The organism is Pseudomonas sp. OG7 (assembly GCF_014192825.1).
Classification (GTDB): Bacteria; Pseudomonadota; Gammaproteobacteria; order Pseudomonadales; family Pseudomonadaceae; genus Aquipseudomonas; species Aquipseudomonas monteilii.
On sequence record NZ_JACHYK010000001.1, the window covers coordinates 190510 to 211410 of the forward strand.

Below are 20901 nucleotides of genomic sequence, written 5' to 3' on the forward strand. Positions count from 1 at the left end.
AGCCGTAAAAGCAAAGGGTGGCGGATTTATTGCGGTCGCTGTGGGAGCGGGCGCGCCCGCGAAGGGTTGCACCGCATCCTCAATATCAAACCTTGCCGTTGGCCAATTGTGCCGGCGCAAAGTGACAGGTAAAGGTGCTGCCATGCCCCGGCACACTGCTGATTTCCAGCTTGCCGCGATGGCGCATCAGCACATGCTTCACAATCGCCAGCCCCAGCCCGGTGCCACCGGTATTCGACGCGCGGCTGGAGTCCACCCGATAGAAGCGTTCGGTCAGGCGGGGCAAGTGCTTCGCGTCAATGCCCACCCCCGAGTCTTGCACCGACAAATGCGCACCCTGGGCATCGACCCACCAGCGGATGCGGATGTTGCCTTCGTCCTGGGTGTACTTGACGGCGTTGAATACCAGGTTGGAAAAGGCGCTGCGCAGCTCCGACTCGCTGCCCTTCAGTTTGACGCCGGGCGCAGCTTCCAGGCTGATGCGCTGGTTGCGTGGCCCGGATAGAGCCTGGGCGTCATTCTTGATGGCGGTGAGCAGGGCATCGATGGCCACCGGCTGGTTGTCCGACGGATAATCGGTGGCTTCCAGCTTGGCCAGCAGCAGCAGGTCGTTGAGCAGCGTTTGCATGCGTGAGCCTTGCTGGCTCATCTGCTGCAGGGCGCGGCTCCAGCGCGGGTTCACGTCCTCGACGTTGTCCAGCAAGGTTTCCAGGTAGCCGGTGATGACCGTCAGCGGCGTGCGCAGCTCGTGCGACACGTTGGCGACGAAGTCCTTGCGCATCTGCTCCAGCTGGTGAATGCGGGTGACATCGCGCACCAGCATCAGGTGTTCGTTGTTGCCGTAGCGGGTGATGTGCAGTTGCACGCGCATGCGGTCGTTGATGGGCGAGGGGATTTCCAGCGGTTCGAGGTAATTCTCCGCTTCGAAGTATTCCTTGAAGCGCGGGTGACGCACCAGGTTGGTTACCTGCTGGCCGCCGTCCTGTGGGGTTTTGAAGCCCAGCAGGGTCTCGGCGGCGCGGTTCCACCACTCCAGGTTGCCATCGCTGTCGAGCATGATCACGGCGTCGCGCAGCGCGGCGGTGGACTCCTGTACCCGGTCGATCACGGCCTGCAGGCGGCCACGCACGCGCTGGTCGCGGCGTTGCAGGTGGTAGATGCTGTCGAACACCTCGCCCCAGAGGCCGTAACCATCGGGCGGTGCCTCATCGGGTTGGTGATTGCGCAGCCAGTCGTGCAGGCGCAGCAGTTGCTTGAGGGTCCAGCCCAGGTAGAGGGCCAGGCCAATGGCCAGGCTCCAGCCATAGTAGCCGCTGGCCAGCCCGCCGATCAGGCAGACGGTAATCAGCAACAGCAGATGGCGAATCAGGGTCGCGTGCCAGTTCTGGTTCAATTGACGGTCCTTGTACAACAACGTGCAGCGTGGCGCTTTTGAACTCGATCAGCTCTTGGTCGAGAAGCGGTAGCCAGTGCCCCGGACGGTTTGTACCAGATTTTCATAGGCTTCACCCAGCGCCTTGCGCAGGCGACGGATGTGCACGTCGACCGTGCGTTCCTCGACATAGACGTTGCCGCCCCATACCTGATCCAGCAACTGGCCGCGGGTGTAGGCACGCTCCTGGTGGGTCATGAAGAACTGCAGCAGGCGGTATTCGGTCGGGCCCATCTCGGCCGGCTTGCCGTCGATGGTGACGCGGTGGCTGATCGGGTCCAGCAGCAGGCCGCCAACTTCGATCGGCGCCTCGCTGTCGCTCGGGCCGGTACGGCGCAACACGGCTTTCAGGCGCGCGACCAGCTCCCGCGGCGAGAACGGCTTGGTGATATAGTCGTCGGCACCCACTTCCAGGCCCTGGATCTTGTTGTCCTCTTCACCCTTGGCGGTAAGCATGATGATCGGGATGTCGCCGGTCAGCTCGTCGCGCTTGAGGCGGCGGGCCAGCTCGATGCCGGAGGTGCCTGGCAGCATCCAGTCGAGCAGGATCAGGTCCGGCTTGCGGTCGACGATGATTGCATGGGCCTGTTGGGAGTTTTCCGCTTCCAGGCAGTCATAGCCGGCCATTTCCAGGGCAACGGCGATCATCTCGCGAATGGGCGCTTCGTCGTCGACGATCAGAATGTTCCTGCCTACCATGCTCAAACCTCTCCTGGATACGGTGTCTTGGCCCGCATTAGATAACGGAATTATTGCAGCTGTGTGACAGGGTGTTGGCCGTTCTGGCGACATTCCGTGACTGAACTAGGCTTGAGAGGGCCGCAGTTGCGGCGACTCGAACTCAATCCCCCCGAAATAATGGTGAATCCAATGACACGACAAACGCTGAGCTGGATGGCCCTTTTCGCTGCGCTGGCGCTCCCGGGGGTGGCGTCGGCCCAACATGCCATGGAGAAGGACGGCATGTGGGTCGATCATGCCGGCATGACCCTGTACACCTTTGACAAGGATGCGGGAGGCAAGTCGATGTGCAATGGCGATTGCGCCACCAACTGGCCGCCGTTGAAGGTGATGGATGGCGAAAAGGCCGAGGGCAAGTGGACGCAGATCAAGCGTGATGACGGTTCGATGCAGTGGGCCTACGACGGCAAGCCGCTGTACACCTTCGTCAAGGACAAGAAGGCCGGTGACATGACCGGTGATGGCGTGAAGGACGTCTGGCACGTCGCCAAGCCTTGAGATTGTCGGGGCCGCTTCGCGGCCCCGACATATTCAGCGCAACGCGTAATCCAACACTACGCCAATGAACACCAGCATCCCCGCCCAGTGGTTGTGCAGAAACGCCTTGAAGCACGACTCCCGGTCCAGCTTGCGCGTCGACCAGTACTCCCACGCAAAGCACGCTGCCGCACCCAGCAGTCCCAGGTGGAACCAGCCCCCCAGGTCGAAGCGGCTGCCTGCCAGCAACAGGCAGCCCAGCGACAGCAGCTGCAAGGTCAGGATAATGGTGCGGTCGGCGTCGCCAAACAGGATCGCGGTCGACTTCACACCGATCTTCAGGTCGTCATCGCGGTCGACCATGGCGTAGTAGGTGTCATAACCCACCGTCCACAGCAGGTTGGCGATATACAGCAGCCACGCGCTGGCCGGCAGTTCGCCACCCGCTGCCGTGAACGCCATGGGAATGCCCCAGGAGTACGCCGCCCCCAGCACCACCTGCGGGTAATAGGTGTAGCGCTTCATGAACGGGTAACTGAACGCCAGCGCCACCGCGCCGAACGACAGCCATACCGTGCGGCTGTTGGTGCACAGCACCAGCAGGAAGCTCACCCCGACCAGGATGGCGAACAGCGCCAGCGCTTCGCGTGGCCGTACTCGACCACTGGCCAGAGGCCGGTCGGCAGTGCGCTTGACGTGGCCATCCACCTTACGGTCGGCGAAATCGTTGATGCAGCAGCCCGCAGCGCGCATCAGCACCACGCCAAGGCCGAAGATCAGCACATTGGCCACGGTAGGTGAACCGTTGCCGGCAATCCATACCGCCGACAGGGTTGGCCACAGCAGCAGGTAGATACCGATCGGCCGGTCCATGCGGCTGAGCTGGACGAAGTCCCAGGCCCGCGGGTGCAGGCGGTTGAGCGACTTGAGCAGTTGCAGGTACATCAGCGGTTGTCCTCCTTGGCCGCTTGCCACAATGCCGGCAGGAACACTTCTGCCACCAACAGCTCCAGGCCGCCCCGTTCGAAGCGCGAGCGGCGGCCCCACAGTGCTGCGCGGGTGGCTTCGGTCGGCAGCCAGGCCTGTGGATAACTGCACACTTCAATCGGGTGGCGGATGAACGCCTGGTCGCAGAACAGCAATTCGCCTAGCGAGCGGCTGCCCAGGGTTTCCAGGTCCAGCCCGCCGCGCTCCAGGGCGCTGCGGCTGGCGACGCTGCGGGCGAACACCCAAGGTTGGCCATGGCCACGCAGGTACACCTCGCGCACCCAGCCTTCGGCGCCAGCGGCAATGCCCAGCGCCTGGCATTCGTCATCGCGCAGTGGCTGCCAGCCCTCGAACAGCGGGGTGACGGAAAAGTGATCGTTGGACAGGCGGGTCAGGCGGCGGGTCAGCGAGCCCTCGTCGAACAGCCAGTCAAGGGTGGGCTGGTCGATGCCGGTCGCCAGCTGTGAATACGGCAGCCACGCGACAGCGGCTGCTTGCGGGGATTCGTACGACACGTCGGTCTGCTTGTTACAACCAGAGAGGCGGCGAGCTTAGCATGATTGCCCTGACTGCTTGCATAATGCATGAAACAGGGCCAGCTACCGGCCCGATAAAGCCTGAGTTCCACCAAGGAAAAAGACCTGATGAAAAAGTGGCAATGTATTGTCTGTGGCCTGATCTACGACGAAGCCGAAGGCTGGCCCGACGACGGCATCGCCCCCGGCACCCGTTGGGAAGATGTGCCTGAAGACTGGCTGTGCCCTGACTGTGGGGTTGGCAAAAGCGACTTTGAAATGATCTTCATCGGCTAACCGAGGAAAGCACGACATGACGTCCCCTGTGGTAATCATCGGTACCGGCCTTGCGGGTTACAACCTGGCGCGTGAATTTCGCAAGCTCGATACGCAGACGCCGTTGCTGCTGATCACCGCCGACGATGGTCGTTCCTACTCCAAGCCCATGCTCTCCATGGGCTTTGCCAAGCAGAAAGACGCCGACGGCCTGGTCATGGCCGAGCCAGGCGCAATGGCCGAACAGCTGAATGCCGAGATCCGCACCCATACCCGTATCAGCGGCATCGACCCAGGCCACAAGCGCCTGTGGATCGGCGAAGAGGCCGTGGAGTACCGCGACCTGGTGCTGGCCTGGGGGGCGCAGACCGTGCAGGTGCCGATAGAAGGCGACGGCGGCCATCTGGTATTCCCGATCAACGACCTCGAAGACTACGCGCGCTTCCGTGCTGCCGCTGTCGGCAAGCAGCGCGTGCTGATTCTCGGTGCCGGCCTGATCGGCTGCGAGTTCGCCAACGACCTGAGCCTGGGTGGCTTCCAGGTGGAGGTAGTGGCGCCATGTGAGCAAGTGATGCCGACCCTGCTGCACCCGGCCGCTGCGGCGGCTGTGCAAGCCGGGCTGGAGGGCTTGGGGGTGTGCTTCCACCTGGGCCCGGTGTTGACCCGCTTGCAGCAGGTGCCCCAAGGCCTGGAGGCGCACCTGTCGGATGGCAGCGTGATCGCCTGCGACCTGGTGGTTTCGGCCATCGGCCTTCGCCCGCGCACCGACCTGGCTGCCGCAGCCGGCTTGCAGACCAACCGTGGCGTCAGCGTAGACCGCGAGTTACGTACATCCCACGCCAACATCTTCGCCCTCGGCGACTGTGCCGAGGTCGATGGCATCAACCTGCTCTACGTGATGCCACTGATGAGCTGTGCCCGGGCGCTGGCGCAAACCCTGGCCGGCAAGCCGACGGCGGTCGCGTATGGGCCGATGCCGGTCACGGTAAAAACCCCGGCCTGCCCGCTGGTGGTTTCGCCGCCGCCCATGGGCCACGAAGGCACTTGGCAGGTGGATGGTCAGGGCAGTGACCTCAAGGTGCTCTGCCACGGCCCAGACGGCAACTTGCTGGGCTACGCCCTGACCGGGAAAGCGGTGATGGAGAAGCTGGCGCTGAATCGTCAGTTGCCAGCCCTAATGGCGTAAATAGAGGGTGTTCTGTCGGTTTTATCCTGTTGTTGCCCACACAATGGCCGCCCAGATACTGGCGCGTCCCCGGAGCTCGTGCCATTCTCACTTCCGTCTGCCGCAGATTAGAGCCTGCGGTGCCTTGAGCGCTGCTCCCAAAGGCAGCACGGCATAACAACAAGAATTCCGTCAAAGAGGCTTCACTATGCGCAAACCAGAACTCGCCGCCGTCATCGCCGATAAGGCCGATCTGACCAAGGAAAAGGCCAATCAGGTTTTGAACGCGATTCTCGACAGCATCACCGGCGCCCTGGACAAGGACACCGTGACCCTGGTCGGTTTCGGCACTTTTGAAAAACGTCATCGCGGCGCGCGTACCGGCAAGAACCCGCAAACCGGTGAGCCGGTCAAGATCAAAGCCAGCAACACCGTGGCGTTCAAGCCAGGCAAAAACCTGCGCGACAGCGTCAACACCCCGGTCAAGCCGGCCAAAAAAGGCAAGTGATCGCCTTCTGACAAACCCAGTGTCAGCCAAGCGGGCGCCTCAGGGCGCCCGTTGTGCTTTCTGTAGGCAAAATGTTTCGAACTTGCATAAATAGTTCTGGAAAAGTATAGACTGCGCGCCTCAGTCACTTTTCATTCGAGGCGCGTTGATGAAGTTCCGCTTTCTTCTCTGGGCCATGGGGCTGTTGATGGCCAGGGCCAGCCGTAACAACCCGGCATTCCAGCAGCAGCTCAAGGGCAAGGACCTGGTGTTCCAGATGCAGACCCTGGACGGCAAGGTCGCCCGGCACTTCATCGTCAATAACGAACGCATCAGCAGCAAGGGCGGCGCACACCCGCAGCCGGCCTTCGCCATTGCCTTCAAGGACGCGGCCTATGGCTTTGCCACGATGCAGGCTGGTAACAAGCAATTGGCGTTCATGCAGGGGATTCAGGACAAGCACATCCAGATCAAGGGCAATCCGGCGTTGGTGATGTGGTTCCAGGGGTTGATGAAGTACCTGAAGCCGAAGAAGAAAGGCTGAAATTGCCGGGGCTGCAAAGCAGCCCCAGAAAAATCAATGCGGTGCGTGAAACTGCGAAGCCAGTTCGCGCAACAGGTTCTCGGCCTCGAGCACTTTGTTCACCACATCTTCCGCCTTGTCCCGGGTAATCTCCAGGCGCTCCAGCAACTCGTCAGGGATCTCCTCCATCGGCCCCGAACCAATGCCTCGCGAGCGCAGCAGCCGGGTGGCCAGGCACACCAGGTTGGGGAATGCCGAGTACTCGCCGTCATAGGCCGGGTCGTGCTGGAAACGCAGCGCGGTCGACAGTTCTTCCGGCATGTCCCACAACTTCATCAGCCAAGCGCCGATCTGTTCGCGGCTGATGCCCAGCAGGTGCTGTTCCACGTAGGTGTGGTTCAGGTGCGGGTTCACCTCCAGATGGCGGCAAATCAGCGAGAAGTGCGGTGGGAACACGTGCGCCAGTAGCAGGTAGCCGAAGTTGTGCAGCAGCCCGGCCAGGTAGGTTAGCCCGGCCTCGGGGCGTTCTGCCCTCGGCATGGCACGGGTCAGGCCTTCGATGATTGCGGCGGTGTAGATCGACTGCTGCCAGTACGGTGTGGCCTGCTGCGGGTGGTCTTTAGGCAGGCTCAACGTCTTGCCCAGCGCCAGGCCCAAGGCCAGGTTGATCACCAGATCGAAGCCCAGCACGCGCACGATGGCATCTTCCACCGAGCGGATCTTGCCGGGTGAGGCGTAGTACGGCGAAGCCGCCCAGCTCACCACCTGGGCCGCCAGCGCCGGGTCGGTTTCGACCACGCCGGTGATGTCATCGATGCTGGCGTTGGGGTCTACCCGCAGCTTGATGATCTTTTGCGCGGTATCGGCCAGCGGTGGGATCTCGATGGTTTCTTCCAGGCGCTTCTGGATGCGTCGGGCCGTGAAGGCCTGCACGGCATTGGTGATTTCCCGGGTGTCGTCATCGGGGCGGTCGAGGTTGGGGCTGATGGCCTCGATTTCCTGACCGAAGCTGCTGGCGCTGGCTTTGGCCAGCATGCGCTTGAAGTGCGCGCGTTCGATTTCCAGCAGCAGGCCGGTTTCGCCCGACTGGATATAGACGGTTTCGGCGTCGAGCAGGCTCTTCTCGTACTGGCACGGTGAGCTGGTGAGCGCCGGAATGCCTGGCAGGGCCTTGAGCTGGTGTTTGTCGAGCATCTGCTTCAAGCGCGGCACCGACACGGCGGTGAGCTTGCGCCCGGTCAGTTCGGCCAGGCGGTTGAGGTCCAGCAGTTGGCTCTGCGGGAACAGCACCATGAGGGCGCCGACCTCGTCGTCGAGAAGCACTGCCTGCACCCGCGAAGTCGCAGGAAGGTGCGGGTGCTCGGCCACCTCGCGGTAGGCGACGCCGACCTTGTCGAGCAGCAGCCTGATGACAGAGGGTGCGTGTGGGGTTGCGGTGTCCAGGGCAACTTCAGTCATGGTCCGTATCCACTGATTCTTTTAAACGCGAAGTATAACCAGCCTGCGAGCAAATCTGGATCCATTCTGGGACTGGCGTCACACTTGCCCATATTGCTGGCCATGACGCAGCCAGCGGTCGAGCAACGGGCTGACATGTTCCGGCCAGCGCGCGATCAGGGCCTGGGCGGCGTCGCGCACCGCTGGCAACAGGTCGGCGTCACGCATCAGGTCGGCGACCTTGAACTGTAGCAGGCCGGTCTGGCGGGTCCCCAGCATCTCGCCCGGGCCGCGCAGCTCCAGGTCCTTTTCGGCGATGATGAAGCCGTCGTTGGTCTCGCGCATGATCCCCAGGCGCTCGCGGCCGATCTGCGACAGTGGCGGGTGGTACAGCAGCACGCAATGGCTCACGGCACTGCCCCGGCCAACCCGGCCGCGCAGCTGGTGCAACTGGGCCAAGCCAAGGCGCTCGGGGTTTTCGATGATCATCAGGCTGGCGTTGGGCACGTCCACGCCTACCTCGATGACCGTGGTCGCAACCAGCAACTGCAATTCACCGGCCTTGAACTGCGCCATGATCTCGGCTTTCTCCGCAGGCTTCATGCGACCGTGGATCAGGCCCACACGCAGTTCGCCCAAGGCGCTGCCAAGTTCTTCATACGTGCTTTCGGCCGCCTGGCAGGTCAGCTCTTCAGACTCTTCGATGAGGGTGCAAACCCAGTAAGCCTGGCGGCCCTCGGCGCAGGCGGCGCGTACCCGTTCGACCACTTCGAAGCGGCGGCTATCGGCTACCAGCACGGTGTTCACCGGGGTGCGCCCAGGCGGCAGCTCGTCGAGTACCGAGGTGTCCAGGTCGGCGTAGGCGCTCATCGCCAAGGTGCGCGGAATAGGCGTGGCGGTCATGATCAACTGGTGCGGGCACAGCTCGCCGGCCACACCCTTCTTGCGCAGGGCCAGGCGTTGCTGCACGCCAAACCGGTGCTGTTCATCGATGATCGCCAGGGCCAGGTGCTTGAACTTCACCTCTTCCTGGAACAGCGCGTGGGTGCCGACCACCATCGGTGCGCCGTTGGCGATCTGTTCCAGGGAAGCTGCCCGGGCCTTGCCCTTGAGCTTGCCGGCCAGCCAGGCCACTTCGATGCCCAGTGGTTCGAGCCAGCGCTTGAAGGTGATGTAGTGCTGTTCGGCGAGGATCTCGGTGGGTGCCATCAAGGCCACCTGATAGCCGGCTTCCAACGCCTGCAGCGCGGCCAGCGCGGCGACCACGGTCTTGCCTGCCCCCACATCGCCCTGCACCAGGCGCATCATCGGCTCGTGCTGGCTGAGGTCATAGGCAATTTCGTTGGCCACCCGCTGCTGCGCGCCGGTCGGCTGGAAGCCCAGGTTGGCCAGGTACTGCGCTTGCAGACGCTTGGCCTTGGGCAGTACCGGTGCGCGCAGGCTACGCAGGCTTTCGCGCAGGCGTTGCTGCGACAGCTGGTGGGTCAGCAGTTCTTCGAAGGCCAGGCGGTGCTGGGCCCAGTGCTGGCCTTCGGCGAGCTCGTCGAGGTCGGCATCGGCCGGCGGGTTGTGCAGGTAGCGTATGGCATCGTCCAGCGGCGCCAGTTGGTAGTCCCGGGCCAGCTCGTCAGGCAGCCAGTCAGGCAGGCTGCGCGGGCCAAGCAGGCCCAGGCTCTGCTGACACAACAGGCGCAGGCGTTGCTGGGTGAGGCCTTCGGTGGACGGGTAGATCGGTGTCAGCGTCTGCTCGACCGGGGGCGGTGGTTCGTCGCCATTCAGTGCGCGGTATTCCGGGTGGTAGATTTCCAGGCCCGAAGCGCCGGGGCGGGCTTCGCCGTAGCAGCGCAAGTGGGTGCCGCGTTTCAGGCCTTCTTTCTGCGCGTTGCTGAAGTGGTAGAAGCGCAGGCTCAGCACGCCACTGCCATCTCCCAGTCGCACCACCAGACTACGTCGCTTGCCCATGGTCACGTCGGCGCCGCTGACCACGCCCTCGATCACGGCATCCTGGCCGGGGCGCAATTGGCCAATCGGCACCACGCGGGTGCGGTCCTGGTAGCGCAGGGGCAGGTGGAACAGCACATCCTGCAGGTTCTCCAGGCCGACCTTGGCGAGTTTTTCCGCCATGGCCTCGCCAACGCCCTTGAGTACCGTGACCGGGACCTTCGACAGCTCACTCATGACTCAGGCCGGTTGTTCCGCAGGGGCTTTGGCGACCGAGCACAGGCGGATCGAATCTGCGAGGATCTCGATGGCCTTCGGCCGCGGGAAGCTGGCACGCCAGGCGATGGCCACGGTGCGGAACGGCGCCGGCGCCGTCAGCGGGCGGACCTCGATGATGCCAGGGGCGTAGTGGTGGCTGTGCACCGCCGACAGCGGCAGGATCGAAACGCCAAGGCCTGATGCAACCATATGGCGGATGGTTTCCAGCGAGCTGGACTCGACCGTGGTGTGCTTGGAACCTTCACCGCCCTTGTTCAGGGTCGGGCAGGCTTCCAGTACCTGATCGCGGAAGCAGTGGCCCTCACCCAGCAGCAACAGGCTCTTGTCGTTGAGCATGGCGGTGTCGATGGTCTTTTTCGCCGTCCACGGGTGGTCGGCCGGCATCAGGGCGCAGAACGGCTCATCGTACAGCGGCAGGGTCAGCACGTCGGCTTCGTTGAACGGCAGGGCGATGATCACCGCGTCCAGTTCGCCATTGCGCAGCTTTTCGCGCAGTACGTGGGTGAAGTTTTCTTCGATGTACAGCGGCATCTGCGGCGCTACGCGGTGCAGTTGCGGAATCAGGTGCGGGAACAGGTAGGGGCCGACGGTGTAGATGGCACCGACCTTGAGCGGGGCGGTCAGCTGGTTCTTGCCGGCCTGGGCCAGTTCGCGAATGCCTTGGGCCTGCTCCAGTACCTTCTGCGCCTGGGCGACGATGCTTTCGCCGACCGGGGTCAGGCGCACCGCGCTCTTGCTGCGTTCGAAGATCAGAACGCCAAGCTCATCCTCGAGCTTCTTCACACCGACCGACAGGGTCGGCTGGCTCACGTGGCAGCGTTCGGCGGCATGGCCGAAGTGCTGTTCCTGGGCGAGTGTGACGATGTAGCGTAATTCTGTGAGGGTCATAACGTGCGTCCATGAAGTTGCGGGCCCAGCATAGCGGCTGCAATCGATAGACGCACGTTATCAGACTTGCCGATTTGTGACAGAAACAAAAGTCTCAGCGGCGGTCCAGCGAGTAGACGAACGGTGCCACGACTTCGATCGTGCCATTGTTCAGCAACTCGGGTGGCGGCTTGGGTACAGTGCCGGCCCGACGGATCATTTCCAGCGTCGCCCGGTCCAGTGCGGCGCTACCCGAGCCACCAGCCATGGAGTACGACACCACCTTGCCTTCGGCGTCGACCACGAAGCGCAGGCGGTTGATGCCCTGCAGACCGCGACGGCGCGCGTCTTCCGGGTAACGCTTGTACTTGGCCAGGTGACGCAGCAGGTCGCTCTGCCAGGTCGGCAGGGCGTTGCTGTTGGACGCAATGCTCGGCGCCGGTGCCGCGGACTTCTGCGGCGGCGTGTTGCTGGGCGGTGCGTCTACCGTTTGTTCGGTCGGTGGTGCTTCCTTCGGCGGCTCAGGCTTTTTCTCGGGCTTGGGCGGCTGTGGCTTGGCCTTCGGCTTGGGCGGCTTGGGAATGGCGATCTTGGGCTTGGGTGCCTCGGCCAGCTTCGGCAGCGGCGGTTCCTCGACCGGTGCCGGTGGCTGCGGCGCCGCTTTCGGGGGCGGTGGTGGCGCAGGCTCCGGCAATGGCGCCAGCTCGACCATCATGGCTGCCGGTGGCAGTTCGATGGCCTGGGGCACCGACCAGTTGAGCGTCAGCAGCACGGCGACCACGTGCACGCCCAGCACGATCGCCAGGCTGCCACCGTAGCGCGCCATGTTAGAGCGCGTTTTTGTCATTTCTTGGCTGCCGTCTCGAGACCTACCAGACCGACCTTGAGGTAGCCGGCCGCGCGCATGTTGTTCATCACTTCCATCAAGTCACCGTAATCCACGCCTTTGTCAGCCTGGAAGAAGATGGTGGTTTCCTTGTCACCCTTGGTCTTGGCATCGAGCATCGGGCCAAGCTGGTCGGGTGCAGCAACCTGATCGTCGCCGACGTACAGCTTCTGGTCGGCCTTGACGCTGACGAACACCGGTTTTTCAGGCCTCGGCGCCGGTTTGGCGGTTGAGGCCGGCAGGTCGACCTTGATGTCGACCGTGGCCAAGGGGGCTGCGACCATGAAGATGATCAGCAGCACCAGCATCACGTCGATGAACGGCGTAACGTTGATTTCGTGGTTTTCGGCGAGGTCGTCGCCACCTTCGTTGAGATGCAGGCCCATGGCTTACCCCACTTTCACCATGTGCGGGGCGGCGCGCTCGCTGCCCTGGTGGTCCAGGTCACGGCTGACCAGCAGCAGTACCTGGGCGGAGGCGTCGGACACCTGGGCCTTGTAGCCGGCGATGGAGCGGGCGAAGACGTTGTAGATGACCACGGCCGGGATTGCTGCGACCAGGCCCAGGGCGGTGGCCAGCAGGGCTTCGGCGATGCCGGGGGCGACCACGGCCAGGTTGGTGGTCTGGGTCTTGGCGATGCCGATGAAGCTGTTCATGATGCCCCATACAGTACCGAACAGACCTACGAACGGCGCGGTGGAACCGATGGTTGCCAGTACGCCGGTGCCGCTGCTCATGGTACGGCCGCTGGCGTGCACCAGGCGCTCCAGACGGAAGCTGACGCGCTCCTTGATGCCTTCTTTTTCGCGGGCATTGGCCGACAGGCGCATCTCTTCGAGGGCGTCGTGAACCAACGTGTGGGCCAGGGTGCCTTCCTTTTTGGAGACTTCGCTGGCTTCTTTCAGGGTGGTGGACTTCTTCAGCTGGGCGATTTCACCACGCAGGCGACGTTTGGCGCCCATCAGCTCGAAGCCTTTGGCGATCCAGATGGTCCAGGTGATGATGGAGGCGATAGCCAGGCCGATCATGACGATCTTCACCACGATGTCAGCGTTTTTGTACATGCCCCACGGGGACAGGTCGTGGGCCATGCCCAGGGACGTGTCTTCAACCAGTGCATCGGTAGCGGGATCACCCACAACCTGCGAATCTGCCGGGGCGGCAGCTTGTACTTCGCCAGCGGGAGCCTGGCCTTCCACAGCCGGTGCCGCCGGGGCAGCTTTAGCAGCCGGAGCGGAAGCAGCGGCTGGTGTAGCGGCATTGGCGGTTGGCTCATCGGCCATGGCCACCGGGGCCAGCACCAGGCTGAGTGTCAGCGCGGCGATGGCGCGCCAGGCGCGCGACGGGGTTGGCGAAGCGGAAGGTTGAGTACGTGTCATGCTGGCCGGACCTGATGAAGAAAAAGTGGACGTTCTCCAAGGCCTCGAGATAGGCCGAGAACAAATTGGTCGCCATTATTGCAAGTAATTCTTGTTAACAAAAGTAATCTTGTTGCTTTTTTCGCCTATGGTCTAGCCGCCCATCGTGTAGCGTGGCCGGGCTGATCAATTGGTCTAGGGAGTTTTGTGATGTCAGACCTATCCGTGATGGTGGTGGGATGTGGTGATGTAGGCGGGCGTTTTGCCAAGCAGATGCTGGCCAAAGGCTGGCAGGTAAGCGGCCTGCGCCGTTCTGTCGGGCAACTGCCTGCGGGTATTGCACCGGTTGCCGCCGACCTGGCGGAACCTGCAATTCCGCAAGCCTGGCCGCAGGGCTCGCTGGACTACCTGGTGTACTGCGTGGCGGCCAGCCAGCACGACGAGGCGGGTTATCAGGCGGCCTACGTCGACGGCTTGCGCCATGTGCTGGCGTGGCTGGCCGAGCGAGGCCAGCGCCCGCGTCGCCTGCTGTTTGTATCGAGCAGCAGCGTGTATGCCCAAAAAGACGGTGAATGGATCGAAGAAGGTGCAGCCACCGAGCCTGAAGGTTATTCCGGGCGGGTGATGCTGGAGGCCGAGCAGCTGGCGCTGGCCAGCGGCATTCCGGCAAGCGTGGTGCGTCTGACCGGCATCTATGGCCCAGGCCGCGAGTGGCTGCTGAGCCAGGTGCGCCAGGGTTACCGCGTCGCCGAGGAGCCGCCGCTGTATGGCAACCGTATTCATGCCGAGGATGCTGCCAGCCTTTTGGCCCACCTGCTGCAGGCCGATGCCGACGGCAAGGCGCTGGACGACTATTACATTGGCGTCGATGACGACCCGGCACCGCTGGCCGATGTGGTGGCTTGGCTGAGGGCGTACATGGGGGTTACCGAGTGGTCTGATGAGCAGCGAGTGCGGCGTACTGGCAGCAAACGCTGCAGCAATGCCCGGGCGCGGGCGTTGGGGTGGGTACCGGTGTATCCGAGTTACAAGGAAGGGTATGCCGCGATTCTGGAAGGGAAGGGCTAATCGCCGAGGTTGATGCGAGTCTCTGTGGGAGCGGGCAAGCCCGCGAAGAATGCAACGCGGTGTATGGCACCGGCTTCGCCGGTGTTCGCGGGCTAGCCCGCTCCCACAGGGACCGCGTTCGACTTCAATTCTGCTCCAGCACCCACTGGCGCTTACCAGCCGCCAGCTCCGGCATTTCATCCGGTTGTGCACGGTTCACTGCCTGGAAAATCTCCAGCTTGCCGCCATCACGCTTGATGATGAACGGCGCACCACGCTGGTTACGCTCCAGCCACAGGCTGTCATTGCTGCCGCCCATGGTCGCGCAATCGCCCGCCAGGCACAGGGCGAAACGGTCCGGCCCGGGCAGGCCGGTAACGTTACCGGTGTCGCTGAAGCGCACGCTGGCACCTTTGCCCTGGCCTTCGGTGATCTTCCAGTCGCCGCCCAGGTAGGCCTGGTACAGCGCCTTCTCGAAGCTGCTACCCAGCGGGGCATTGGCGGTAGCCGGTGCCTTCGCGCGTACGAAGGTCTGCTTGGCTCCGCTTTGATCAACGGTCAGCAGTTCATCGCCATCAAGCGACAACTGCTCGGTCTGGCCACCTTCGAAGCTGGCCTGCCACTGCTTGTCGTTGGCGCTCAACTGGCCGTCAGCGGCCTCGAAACCATTGCTGTAGCTGGCCTGCTGGCTGGCAACGTCGAGTTTCCACTCGAACACCGGGCCGTGCTCGTTCAGCGCCTGGCGCAGGCTGCTGCCCTTGACGGCCGCAGTGATGGCGTCCTGGTTGATCCAGGTGCCGTTGAAGTCTTCGGGTTTGTGGCTGGCGCAGCCGCCCAGAAGCAGGGCTGCCAGTGTGAGGGGCAGTGCTTGACGCATGAGGGAATAACCTTGCAGAAGAGGGAGGGGTGACGGGCAGGGTGCCCGTCACCAAGGGCATCATTCGATGACCAGGATGGCGTCCATTTCGACCTGGGAGCCTTTCGGCAGCGCGGCAACGCCGATGGCGGCGCGGGCCGGGTAAGGCTGCTCGAAGTAGCGGCCCATCACCTCGTTGACCTTGGCGAAGTGGCTCAGGTCGGTGAGGAAGATGTTCAGCTTGACGATGTCCTTGAACGAACCACCAGCGGCTTCAGCCACGGCTTTGAGGTTCTCGAACACTTGCACGGTCTGAGCTTCGAAGCCTTCGACCAGCTCCATGGTCTTCGGGTCCAGCGGGATCTGGCCAGACATGTACACGGTGTTGCCGGCCTTGATCGCCTGCGAGTAGGTGCCGATGGCAGCTGGGGCCTTGTCGCTGTTGATGACGGTCTTGCTCATGATGACTCCTTGCGGTTGGCGGACTACGTACGCATGCGGGTGATGCGGACCACACCGGTCAGGGTACGCAGCTTCTTGATCACACGCGCCAGGTGCACGCGGTCGTGCACGCTGACCACCAGTTGGACCACGCTGATACGGCCGTCGCGTTCGTCCATGCTGATCTTCTCGATGTTGCCGTCGGCGGCGTTGACGCTGCTGGCCAGCAGGGCGATCAGGCCACGCTGGTGCTCCAGTTCGACACGCAGTTCGACATTGAACTCGCCCGCGATGTCCTTGGCCCAGGAGAGCTGCACGCACTTCTCCGGGTTGTGGCGGATTTCACTGATGTTGCGGCAGTTCTCAAGGTGCACGACCATGCCTTTGCCAGCCGACAGATGGCCGACGATCGGGTCACCCGGGATCGGCGTACAGCACTTGGCGTAGCTCAGCACCAGGCCTTCGGTACCACGGATCGCCAGCGGGCCTTCCGGCGCCGGCAACTGCTCGCCTTCGGCCGACAGCAGGCGACGTGCAACCACGTAGGCCATGCGGTTGCCCAGGCCGATGTCTTCGAGCAGGTCTTCGATGAGTTCCAGGCGGTACTCGGCGAGGATCGACTGGATGCGTTCCTGGGGGATTTTCTCCAGGCTGCTGTCGAAGCCGGTAAGCACCTTGTTCAGCAGGCGTTCGCCCAGGCTGATGGACTCGGACCGACGCTGCTGCTTGAGGGCGTGGCGGATGTGCGTGCGCGCCTTGCCGGTGACCACGAAGTTGAGCCAGGCCGGGTTCGGCCGTGCGCCCGGTGCGCTGACGATTTCCACCGTCGAGCCGCTTTGCAGCGGCTCGGACAGCGGCGCCAGGCGGCGGTTGATGCGGCAGGCGATGCAGCTGTTGCCCACGTCGGTGTGCACCGCGTAGGCGAAGTCGACAGCCGTGGAGCCTTTGGGCAGCTCCATGATGCGGCCTTTGGGCGTGAACACGTAGACCTCGTCCGGGAACAGGTCGATCTTCACGCTTTCGATGAATTCCAGCGAGTTGCCGGCACGTTGCTGCAGTTCAAGGATGCCCTTGACCCACTGACGGGCACGGGCGTGGCTGCCCTTGGGCTGCTCGTCGTCGTTGGACTTGTACAGCCAGTGCGCGGCGATGCCGTTGTTGGCCATCTCTTCCATTTCGCGGGTGCGGATCTGGATTTCGATGGGCACGCCGTGCATGCCGAACAGCGTGGTGTGCAACGACTGGTAGCCGTTGGCTTTGGGGATCGCGATGTAGTCCTTGAAGCGACCGGGCAGCGGTTTGTACAGGTTATGCACGGCGCCGAGCACGCGGTAGCAGGTGTCGACCTTGTCGACGATGATGCGGAAGGCGTACACGTCCATGATCTCGTTGAAGGCACGGCGCTTGCCGCGCATCTTCTTGTAGATGCCATAGAGGTGTTTCTGCCGGCCGCTGACCTCGCCCTCGATGCCGTCGGCGGCCAGGCAGTTGGCCAGCGAGTGCTCGATCTTGGCGACGATCTCTTTACGGTTGCCGCGTGCGCTTTTCACCGCCCGGTGGATCAGCGACGAGCGCATCGGGTGCATGGCCTTGAAGCCCAGGTCCTCGAACTCCACGCGCACGGTGTGCATGCCCAGGCGGTTGGCGATGGGGGCGTAGATTTCGAGGGTTTCCTTGGCGATGCGCCGGCGCTTTTCGCCAGACAGCACTTCCAGGGTGCGCATGTTGTGCAGGCGGTCGGCCAGCTTGACCAGGATCACGCGGATATCGCGAGCCATGGCCATGGCCATCTTCTGGAAGTTTTCGGCCTGCGCCTCGGCCTTGGTCTCGAAGTTCATCTGGGTCAGTTTGCTGACCCCATCGACCAGTTCGGCCACGGTCTCGCCAAATTGCTGGCTGAGGGCTTCCTTGGCGATGCCGGTGTCTTCGATCACATCGTGCAGCATGGCCGCCATCAGGCTTTGATGGTCCATGTGCATGTCGGCGAGGATGCTGGCCACGGCCAGCGGGTGGGTCACGTAGGGCTCGCCGCTGCGGCGGCGCTGCCCGTCGTGGGCCTGTTCGGCGTAGAAATAGGCGCGGCGGACCAGGTTGACCTGTTCGGGGCCAAGATAGGTCGACAGCCGTTCGGCCAAGGCTTCTATACCCGGCATGGGTTCACCTCCTGCGGAGGAAGAGGGCCTTGCGCCGTGCGACGTCGACCTGGCATCAATCAGACAGCCTCGTTGTTCTCGTCCTCGAACGCGGCGAACACCGGATCCTCGGTGACGATCTCTTCAGCGGCGATGAACTCGTTGGTGACAATGCCTTCGGCGATTTCACGCAGGGCAACAACGGTTGGCTTGTCGTTCTCCCACGCAACGCGTGGCTCTTTGCCGCCGGTCGCCAGCTGGCGAGCGCGCTTGGTCGAGAGCATGACCAGCTCAAAGCGGTTATCCACGTGTTCCAGGCAGTCTTCAACAGTTACGCGGGCCATGGTCTTCCTCAGTAGCAAATGCGGTGGGCGTGCAGCCCAGTAATGGGCAGGCGGACTCGATAGTATAAAAATTCACCAGCCAATAGGGAAGCGCTGTTTTGTCGGGTGGATCGGTGTGGAATTCTTCACGGGCATGCCCGCTCCCACAAGTTCTGCCCATTTCTCACCGCCGCCGCTTTACCTGTGGGAGCGGGCAAGCCCGCGAAAGGGCCGGAACAGACAGCCTCAAACCTGAACTCGACGATAACCTCAGAGCATCGCGCCACGCAACCGCGGCGTAAGCTCTTCAAACAAGGTCTGCACCGAGCGCAGCGCCCGGCAGTCCGGCCGGGTCAGCAGCCACAATTGGGTGTCGCAACCCGGTAGCGGCCCACTCAGCGCATCCACGCCCGGCAGGGCATGCACCATATAATCCGGCAGCGCCGCCACGCCTAGGCCAGCGGTCACCAGTTGGGCGATGGTCGACATGCTGCTGCACTGATAGCGCGGACTCAGCCCCGGGTGCTGCTGGTTGCGCCAGACCACCGTAGGGTGGTCCACCATCGAGTCATCGGGGGCGATCCACGGCACGTTGGCGGGCGACTCGGCCAGACGCTCGCGCCACTGTGGCTGGCCGCAGACGACATAGGAGGTAGAACCCAGGTTGCGGCCCACCAGGTGCTCCGGTGGCGTGTTGGTCAGGCGCAGGGCGATGTCGGCATCGCGCCGGCTGAGGTTGGCAAACGTGTTGGAGGTGCCCATCTCCAGCGATAACGCCGGGTAGTTGGGCATGAACTCGGCCAGCGCCGGCAGCAAGAGGCTGTGCATCACCGCCTCGGTACAGGTCAGCCGCACCGTGCCGCTTACCACCTGCTCGCCACTGGTCATGGCAATGCGCGCCGCCTCCAGTGCCTGTTCCGCGCGTTCGGCCTGCTCGGCCAGCGCCTGAGCGGTGTCGGTCGGCAGGTAGCCCTTGCGGCTCTTGACGAACAAGGCGGTGCCCAGCGCCGACTCCAGCCGGCGGATCGAGCGGAATACTGTCGAAACATCGACTTTCAGCAGCTCGGCGGCCTTGGCCAGCGAGCGGCCCCGCTCCAGTGCCAGGACCAGGGAAAGGTCCGCGTGGGTGATCTGATATTGCATTGGTGCACGCTCTGCTTGCCGAATTGCCAATGTCTGTTGCGTCAGGGCCATTTTATAGTGAAACGGCCCCCCGGAATCAATGCGCCCGGTCGGGTAACCAGTCCCCACGATGGGAAAGTGAAAAGAACAACAGCTGCAACCATCGTCGCCCGTGAGGCGCCAGCCGTATCCCACATCGCCGCAGCACATCAAAGGATGTACACCATGACGTCGGTAACCCCGTGCGCCAGTTCTTCCAGCGAGATGAATGACTTCCTCCAGGCCCATCCGGACACGCAGTACGTCGACCTGCTGATCTCCGACATGAATGGCGTGGTACGTGGCAAGCGCATTGAGCGGGCCAGCCTGCACAAGGTGTACGAGAAGGGCATCAACCTGCCCGCATCGCTGTTCGCCCTGGACATCAATGGCTCCACCGTCGAGAGCACCGGCCTTGGCCTGGACATCGGCGATGCCGACCGCATCTGCTTCCCGATCCCGGGCACGTTGTCGGATGAGCCGTGGCAGAAGCGCCCCACGGCCCAGTTGCTGATGACCATGCACGAGCTGGATGGCCAGCCGTTCTTCGCCGACCCGCGCGAAGTGTTGCGCCAGGTGGTGAGCAAGTTCGACGACTTGGGCCTGGATATCTGCGCGGCGTTCGAGCTGGAGTTCTACCTGATCGACCAGGACAACCTCAACGGTCGCCCGCAGCCGCCGCGTTCGCCCATTTCCGGCAAACGCCCGCAGTCGACCCAGGTGTACCTGATCGACGATCTCGATGAATACGCCGACTGCCTGCAGGACATGCTTGAAGCCGCCAAGGAACAAGGCCTGCCCGCCGACGCCATCGTCAAGGAAAGCGCCCCGGCGCAGTTCGAAGTCAACCTGCACCACGTGGCCGACCCGCTGAAGGCCTGTGATTACGCGATCCTGCTCAAGCGCCTGATCAAGAACGTGGCCTACGACCATGAAATGGACACCACGTTCATGGCCAAGCCCTACCCGGGCCAGGCAGGTAATGGCCTGCACGTACACATTTCGTTGCTGGACAAGAAAACCGGCAAGAACATCTTTGCCAGTGATGATCCGTTGCAAAGCGACACGCTGCGCCACGCCATCGGTGGTGTGCTGGAAACCATGCCGGCGTCGATGGCGTTCCTGTGCCCGAACATCAACTCTTATCGCCGCTTTGGCGCGCAGTTCTACGTGCCCAATGCGCCAAGCTGGGGCCTGGATAACCGCACCGTGGCCGTACGCGTGCCCACCGACAGCAGCGACAACGTGCGCCTGGAGCACCGTGTGGCTGGCGCCGACGCCAACCCGTACCTGATGCTGGCAGCCATCCTGGCCGGCGTGCATCACGGGCTGACCAACAAGGTCGAGCCGGAGGCGCCGATCGAAGGCAACTCCTACGAACAGCTGGAGCAAAGCTTGCCGAACAACCTGCGCGATGCCCTGCGCGCGCTGGACGACAGCGAAGTCCTCAACCAATACATCAGCCCGGACTACATCGATATCTTCGTGGCCTGCAAGGAAAGCGAACTGGCCGAGTTCGAAGTGTCGATTTCCGACCTTGAGTACAACTGGTACCTGCACACGGTGTAAG

General features: G+C 63.1%; 22 protein-coding genes. 7 read left to right on the forward strand and 15 right to left on the reverse strand.

Going from position 1 to position 20901, the window contains the following annotated elements; translation table 11 throughout:
* Positions 1-85: 85 nt before the first annotated feature.
* Positions 86-1393, reverse strand: coding sequence for a phosphate regulon sensor histidine kinase PhoR (gene phoR, locus FHW75_RS00925; protein WP_025754240.1), 1308 nt, complete (start codon positions 1391-1393; stop codon positions 86-88).
* A 48-nt stretch (positions 1394-1441) separates the two neighbouring features.
* Positions 1442-2131, reverse strand: coding sequence for a phosphate regulon transcriptional regulator PhoB (phoB, locus tag FHW75_RS00930; protein WP_003253341.1), 690 nt, complete (start codon positions 2129-2131; stop codon positions 1442-1444).
* Positions 2132-2302: 171 nt separating this feature from the next.
* Between phoB and FHW75_RS00935 the strand changes: the two genes are divergently transcribed.
* On the forward strand, positions 2303-2671 hold the full coding sequence (locus tag FHW75_RS00935) for a hypothetical protein (RefSeq protein WP_016712721.1): 369 nt from the start codon (positions 2303-2305) through the stop codon (positions 2669-2671).
* 33 nt (positions 2672-2704) lie between these two features.
* On the opposite strand, the gene ubiA is transcribed toward FHW75_RS00935, so the two are convergent.
* Together ubiA and FHW75_RS00945 are read right to left on the reverse strand one after the other, a co-directional pair.
* On the reverse strand, positions 2705-3595 hold the full coding sequence (gene ubiA / locus FHW75_RS00940; protein WP_183673041.1) for a 4-hydroxybenzoate octaprenyltransferase: 891 nt from the start codon (positions 3593-3595) through the stop codon (positions 2705-2707).
* On the reverse strand, positions 3595-4152 hold the full coding sequence (locus tag FHW75_RS00945) for a chorismate lyase (RefSeq protein WP_019096636.1): 558 nt from the start codon (positions 4150-4152) through the stop codon (positions 3595-3597). Before FHW75_RS00945 ends, ubiA begins: the two co-directional genes overlap by 1 nt.
* Before the next feature lie 129 nt (positions 4153-4281).
* Between FHW75_RS00945 and rubA the strand changes: the two genes are divergently transcribed.
* From rubA to FHW75_RS00965, 4 genes are all read left to right on the forward strand, one after another.
* Positions 4282-4449 carry a rubredoxin RubA gene (gene rubA, locus FHW75_RS00950; RefSeq protein WP_019096637.1) on the forward strand — a complete coding sequence of 56 codons (168 nt, stop codon included), beginning with the start codon at positions 4282-4284 and terminating at the stop codon, positions 4447-4449.
* 16 nt (positions 4450-4465) lie between these two features.
* A complete protein-coding gene (locus FHW75_RS00955; protein WP_027614807.1) occupies positions 4466-5614 on the forward strand; it encodes an NAD(P)/FAD-dependent oxidoreductase in 1149 nt (382 codons plus the stop codon).
* A gap of 187 nt (positions 5615-5801) precedes the next feature.
* Positions 5802-6101 (forward strand): HU family DNA-binding protein, encoded by a 300-nt coding sequence (locus tag FHW75_RS00960; protein WP_027609974.1) that lies wholly within the window; start codon positions 5802-5804, stop codon positions 6099-6101.
* Positions 6102-6249: 148 nt separating this feature from the next.
* Positions 6250-6624, forward strand: a complete 375-nt coding sequence (locus FHW75_RS00965; protein ID WP_010955807.1) for an SCP2 sterol-binding domain-containing protein — start codon at positions 6250-6252, stop codon at positions 6622-6624.
* Between the two features lie 33 nt (positions 6625-6657).
* Here the strand turns inward: FHW75_RS00965 and FHW75_RS00970 are convergent, their stop codons facing one another.
* The 6 genes from FHW75_RS00970 to exbB form a co-directional block, all read right to left on the reverse strand.
* Entirely contained in the window at positions 6658-8061 is a 1404-nt protein-coding gene (locus FHW75_RS00970; RefSeq protein WP_019096640.1) for an aminoacyl-tRNA deacylase and HDOD domain-containing protein, read from the reverse strand.
* Between the two features lie 78 nt (positions 8062-8139).
* The gene (gene recG, locus FHW75_RS00975; RefSeq protein WP_027609975.1) at positions 8140-10218 is read right to left on the reverse strand and encodes an ATP-dependent DNA helicase RecG; all 2079 of its coding nucleotides are present in this window, start codon (positions 10216-10218) and stop codon (positions 8140-8142) included.
* Between the two features lie 3 nt (positions 10219-10221).
* Positions 10222-11148, reverse strand: coding sequence for a hydrogen peroxide-inducible genes activator (locus FHW75_RS00980; protein ID WP_016712714.1), 927 nt, complete (start codon positions 11146-11148; stop codon positions 10222-10224).
* Positions 11149-11242: 94 nt separating this feature from the next.
* Complete coding sequence (locus FHW75_RS00985) at positions 11243-11974, reverse strand: energy transducer TonB (protein WP_016489831.1); 732 nt, start codon at positions 11972-11974, stop codon at positions 11243-11245.
* Complete coding sequence (gene exbD, locus FHW75_RS00990; protein ID WP_003253367.1) at positions 11971-12399, reverse strand: TonB system transport protein ExbD; 429 nt, start codon at positions 12397-12399, stop codon at positions 11971-11973. The genes FHW75_RS00985 and exbD overlap by 4 nt, the downstream gene beginning before the upstream one ends.
* Before the next feature lie 3 nt (positions 12400-12402).
* Positions 12403-13392 (reverse strand): tonB-system energizer ExbB, encoded by a 990-nt coding sequence (gene exbB, locus FHW75_RS00995; RefSeq protein ID WP_019096642.1) that lies wholly within the window; start codon positions 13390-13392, stop codon positions 12403-12405.
* A gap of 189 nt (positions 13393-13581) precedes the next feature.
* Here exbB and FHW75_RS01000 point away from each other — a divergent pair, with 189 nt between their 5' ends.
* Complete coding sequence (locus FHW75_RS01000; RefSeq protein ID WP_019096643.1) at positions 13582-14439, forward strand: SDR family oxidoreductase; 858 nt, start codon at positions 13582-13584, stop codon at positions 14437-14439.
* Positions 14440-14563: 124 nt separating this feature from the next.
* On the opposite strand, the gene FHW75_RS01005 is transcribed toward FHW75_RS01000, so the two are convergent.
* The 5 genes from FHW75_RS01005 to FHW75_RS01025 form a co-directional block, all read right to left on the reverse strand.
* The gene (locus FHW75_RS01005; protein WP_019096644.1) at positions 14564-15295 is read right to left on the reverse strand and encodes a hypothetical protein; all 732 of its coding nucleotides are present in this window, start codon (positions 15293-15295) and stop codon (positions 14564-14566) included.
* Positions 15296-15355: 60 nt separating this feature from the next.
* The gene (locus FHW75_RS01010) at positions 15356-15736 is read right to left on the reverse strand and encodes a RidA family protein (RefSeq protein WP_003253379.1); all 381 of its coding nucleotides are present in this window, start codon (positions 15734-15736) and stop codon (positions 15356-15358) included.
* 23 nt (positions 15737-15759) lie between these two features.
* Positions 15760-17868 (reverse strand): bifunctional GTP diphosphokinase/guanosine-3',5'-bis pyrophosphate 3'-pyrophosphohydrolase, encoded by a 2109-nt coding sequence (spoT, locus tag FHW75_RS01015; protein WP_019096645.1) that lies wholly within the window; start codon positions 17866-17868, stop codon positions 15760-15762.
* A gap of 59 nt (positions 17869-17927) precedes the next feature.
* The gene (gene rpoZ, locus FHW75_RS01020) at positions 17928-18191 is read right to left on the reverse strand and encodes a DNA-directed RNA polymerase subunit omega (protein ID WP_003253383.1); all 264 of its coding nucleotides are present in this window, start codon (positions 18189-18191) and stop codon (positions 17928-17930) included.
* 249 nt (positions 18192-18440) lie between these two features.
* Entirely contained in the window at positions 18441-19313 is an 873-nt protein-coding gene (locus FHW75_RS01025) for a LysR family transcriptional regulator (RefSeq protein ID WP_019096646.1), read from the reverse strand.
* 204 nt (positions 19314-19517) lie between these two features.
* On the opposite strand from FHW75_RS01025, the gene FHW75_RS01030 reads away from it, so the two are divergent.
* On the forward strand, positions 19518-20900 hold the full coding sequence (locus FHW75_RS01030) for a glutamine synthetase family protein (protein WP_003253387.1): 1383 nt from the start codon (positions 19518-19520) through the stop codon (positions 20898-20900).
* The last annotated feature ends 1 nt before the right edge of the window (position 20901 follow it).

Excerpts from the sequence above, each read along its gene's own strand:
- phoB (WP_003253341.1), bottom strand. The coding sequence starts at position 2,131 with ATGGTAGGCAGGAACATTCTGATCGTCGACGACGAAGCGCCCATTCGC.
- FHW75_RS00935 (WP_016712721.1), top strand. The coding sequence starts at position 2,303 with ATGACACGACAAACGCTGAGCTGGATGGCCCTTTTCGCTGCGCTGGCG.
- ubiA (WP_183673041.1), bottom strand. The coding sequence starts at position 3,595 with ATGTACCTGCAACTGCTCAAGTCGCTCAACCGCCTGCACCCGCGGGCC.
- rubA (WP_019096637.1), top strand. The coding sequence starts at position 4,282 with ATGAAAAAGTGGCAATGTATTGTCTGTGGCCTGATCTACGACGAAGCC.
- FHW75_RS00955 (WP_027614807.1), top strand. The coding sequence starts at position 4,466 with ATGACGTCCCCTGTGGTAATCATCGGTACCGGCCTTGCGGGTTACAAC.
- FHW75_RS00960 (WP_027609974.1), top strand. The coding sequence starts at position 5,802 with ATGCGCAAACCAGAACTCGCCGCCGTCATCGCCGATAAGGCCGATCTG.
- FHW75_RS00965 (WP_010955807.1), top strand. The coding sequence starts at position 6,250 with ATGAAGTTCCGCTTTCTTCTCTGGGCCATGGGGCTGTTGATGGCCAGG.
- FHW75_RS00970 (WP_019096640.1), bottom strand. The coding sequence starts at position 8,061 with ATGACTGAAGTTGCCCTGGACACCGCAACCCCACACGCACCCTCTGTC.
- recG (WP_027609975.1), bottom strand. The coding sequence starts at position 10,218 with ATGAGTGAGCTGTCGAAGGTCCCGGTCACGGTACTCAAGGGCGTTGGC.
- FHW75_RS00980 (WP_016712714.1), bottom strand. The coding sequence starts at position 11,148 with ATGACCCTCACAGAATTACGCTACATCGTCACACTCGCCCAGGAACAG.
- FHW75_RS00985 (WP_016489831.1), bottom strand. The coding sequence starts at position 11,974 with ATGACAAAAACGCGCTCTAACATGGCGCGCTACGGTGGCAGCCTGGCG.
- exbD (WP_003253367.1), bottom strand. The coding sequence starts at position 12,399 with ATGGGCCTGCATCTCAACGAAGGTGGCGACGACCTCGCCGAAAACCAC.
- exbB (WP_019096642.1), bottom strand. The coding sequence starts at position 13,392 with ATGACACGTACTCAACCTTCCGCTTCGCCAACCCCGTCGCGCGCCTGG.
- FHW75_RS01000 (WP_019096643.1), top strand. The coding sequence starts at position 13,582 with ATGTCAGACCTATCCGTGATGGTGGTGGGATGTGGTGATGTAGGCGGG.
- FHW75_RS01005 (WP_019096644.1), bottom strand. The coding sequence starts at position 15,295 with ATGCGTCAAGCACTGCCCCTCACACTGGCAGCCCTGCTTCTGGGCGGC.
- FHW75_RS01010 (WP_003253379.1), bottom strand. The coding sequence starts at position 15,736 with ATGAGCAAGACCGTCATCAACAGCGACAAGGCCCCAGCTGCCATCGGC.
- spoT (WP_019096645.1), bottom strand. The coding sequence starts at position 17,868 with ATGCCGGGTATAGAAGCCTTGGCCGAACGGCTGTCGACCTATCTTGGC.
- rpoZ (WP_003253383.1), bottom strand. The coding sequence starts at position 18,191 with ATGGCCCGCGTAACTGTTGAAGACTGCCTGGAACACGTGGATAACCGC.
- FHW75_RS01025 (WP_019096646.1), bottom strand. The coding sequence starts at position 19,313 with ATGCAATATCAGATCACCCACGCGGACCTTTCCCTGGTCCTGGCACTG.
- FHW75_RS01030 (WP_003253387.1), top strand. The coding sequence starts at position 19,518 with ATGACGTCGGTAACCCCGTGCGCCAGTTCTTCCAGCGAGATGAATGAC.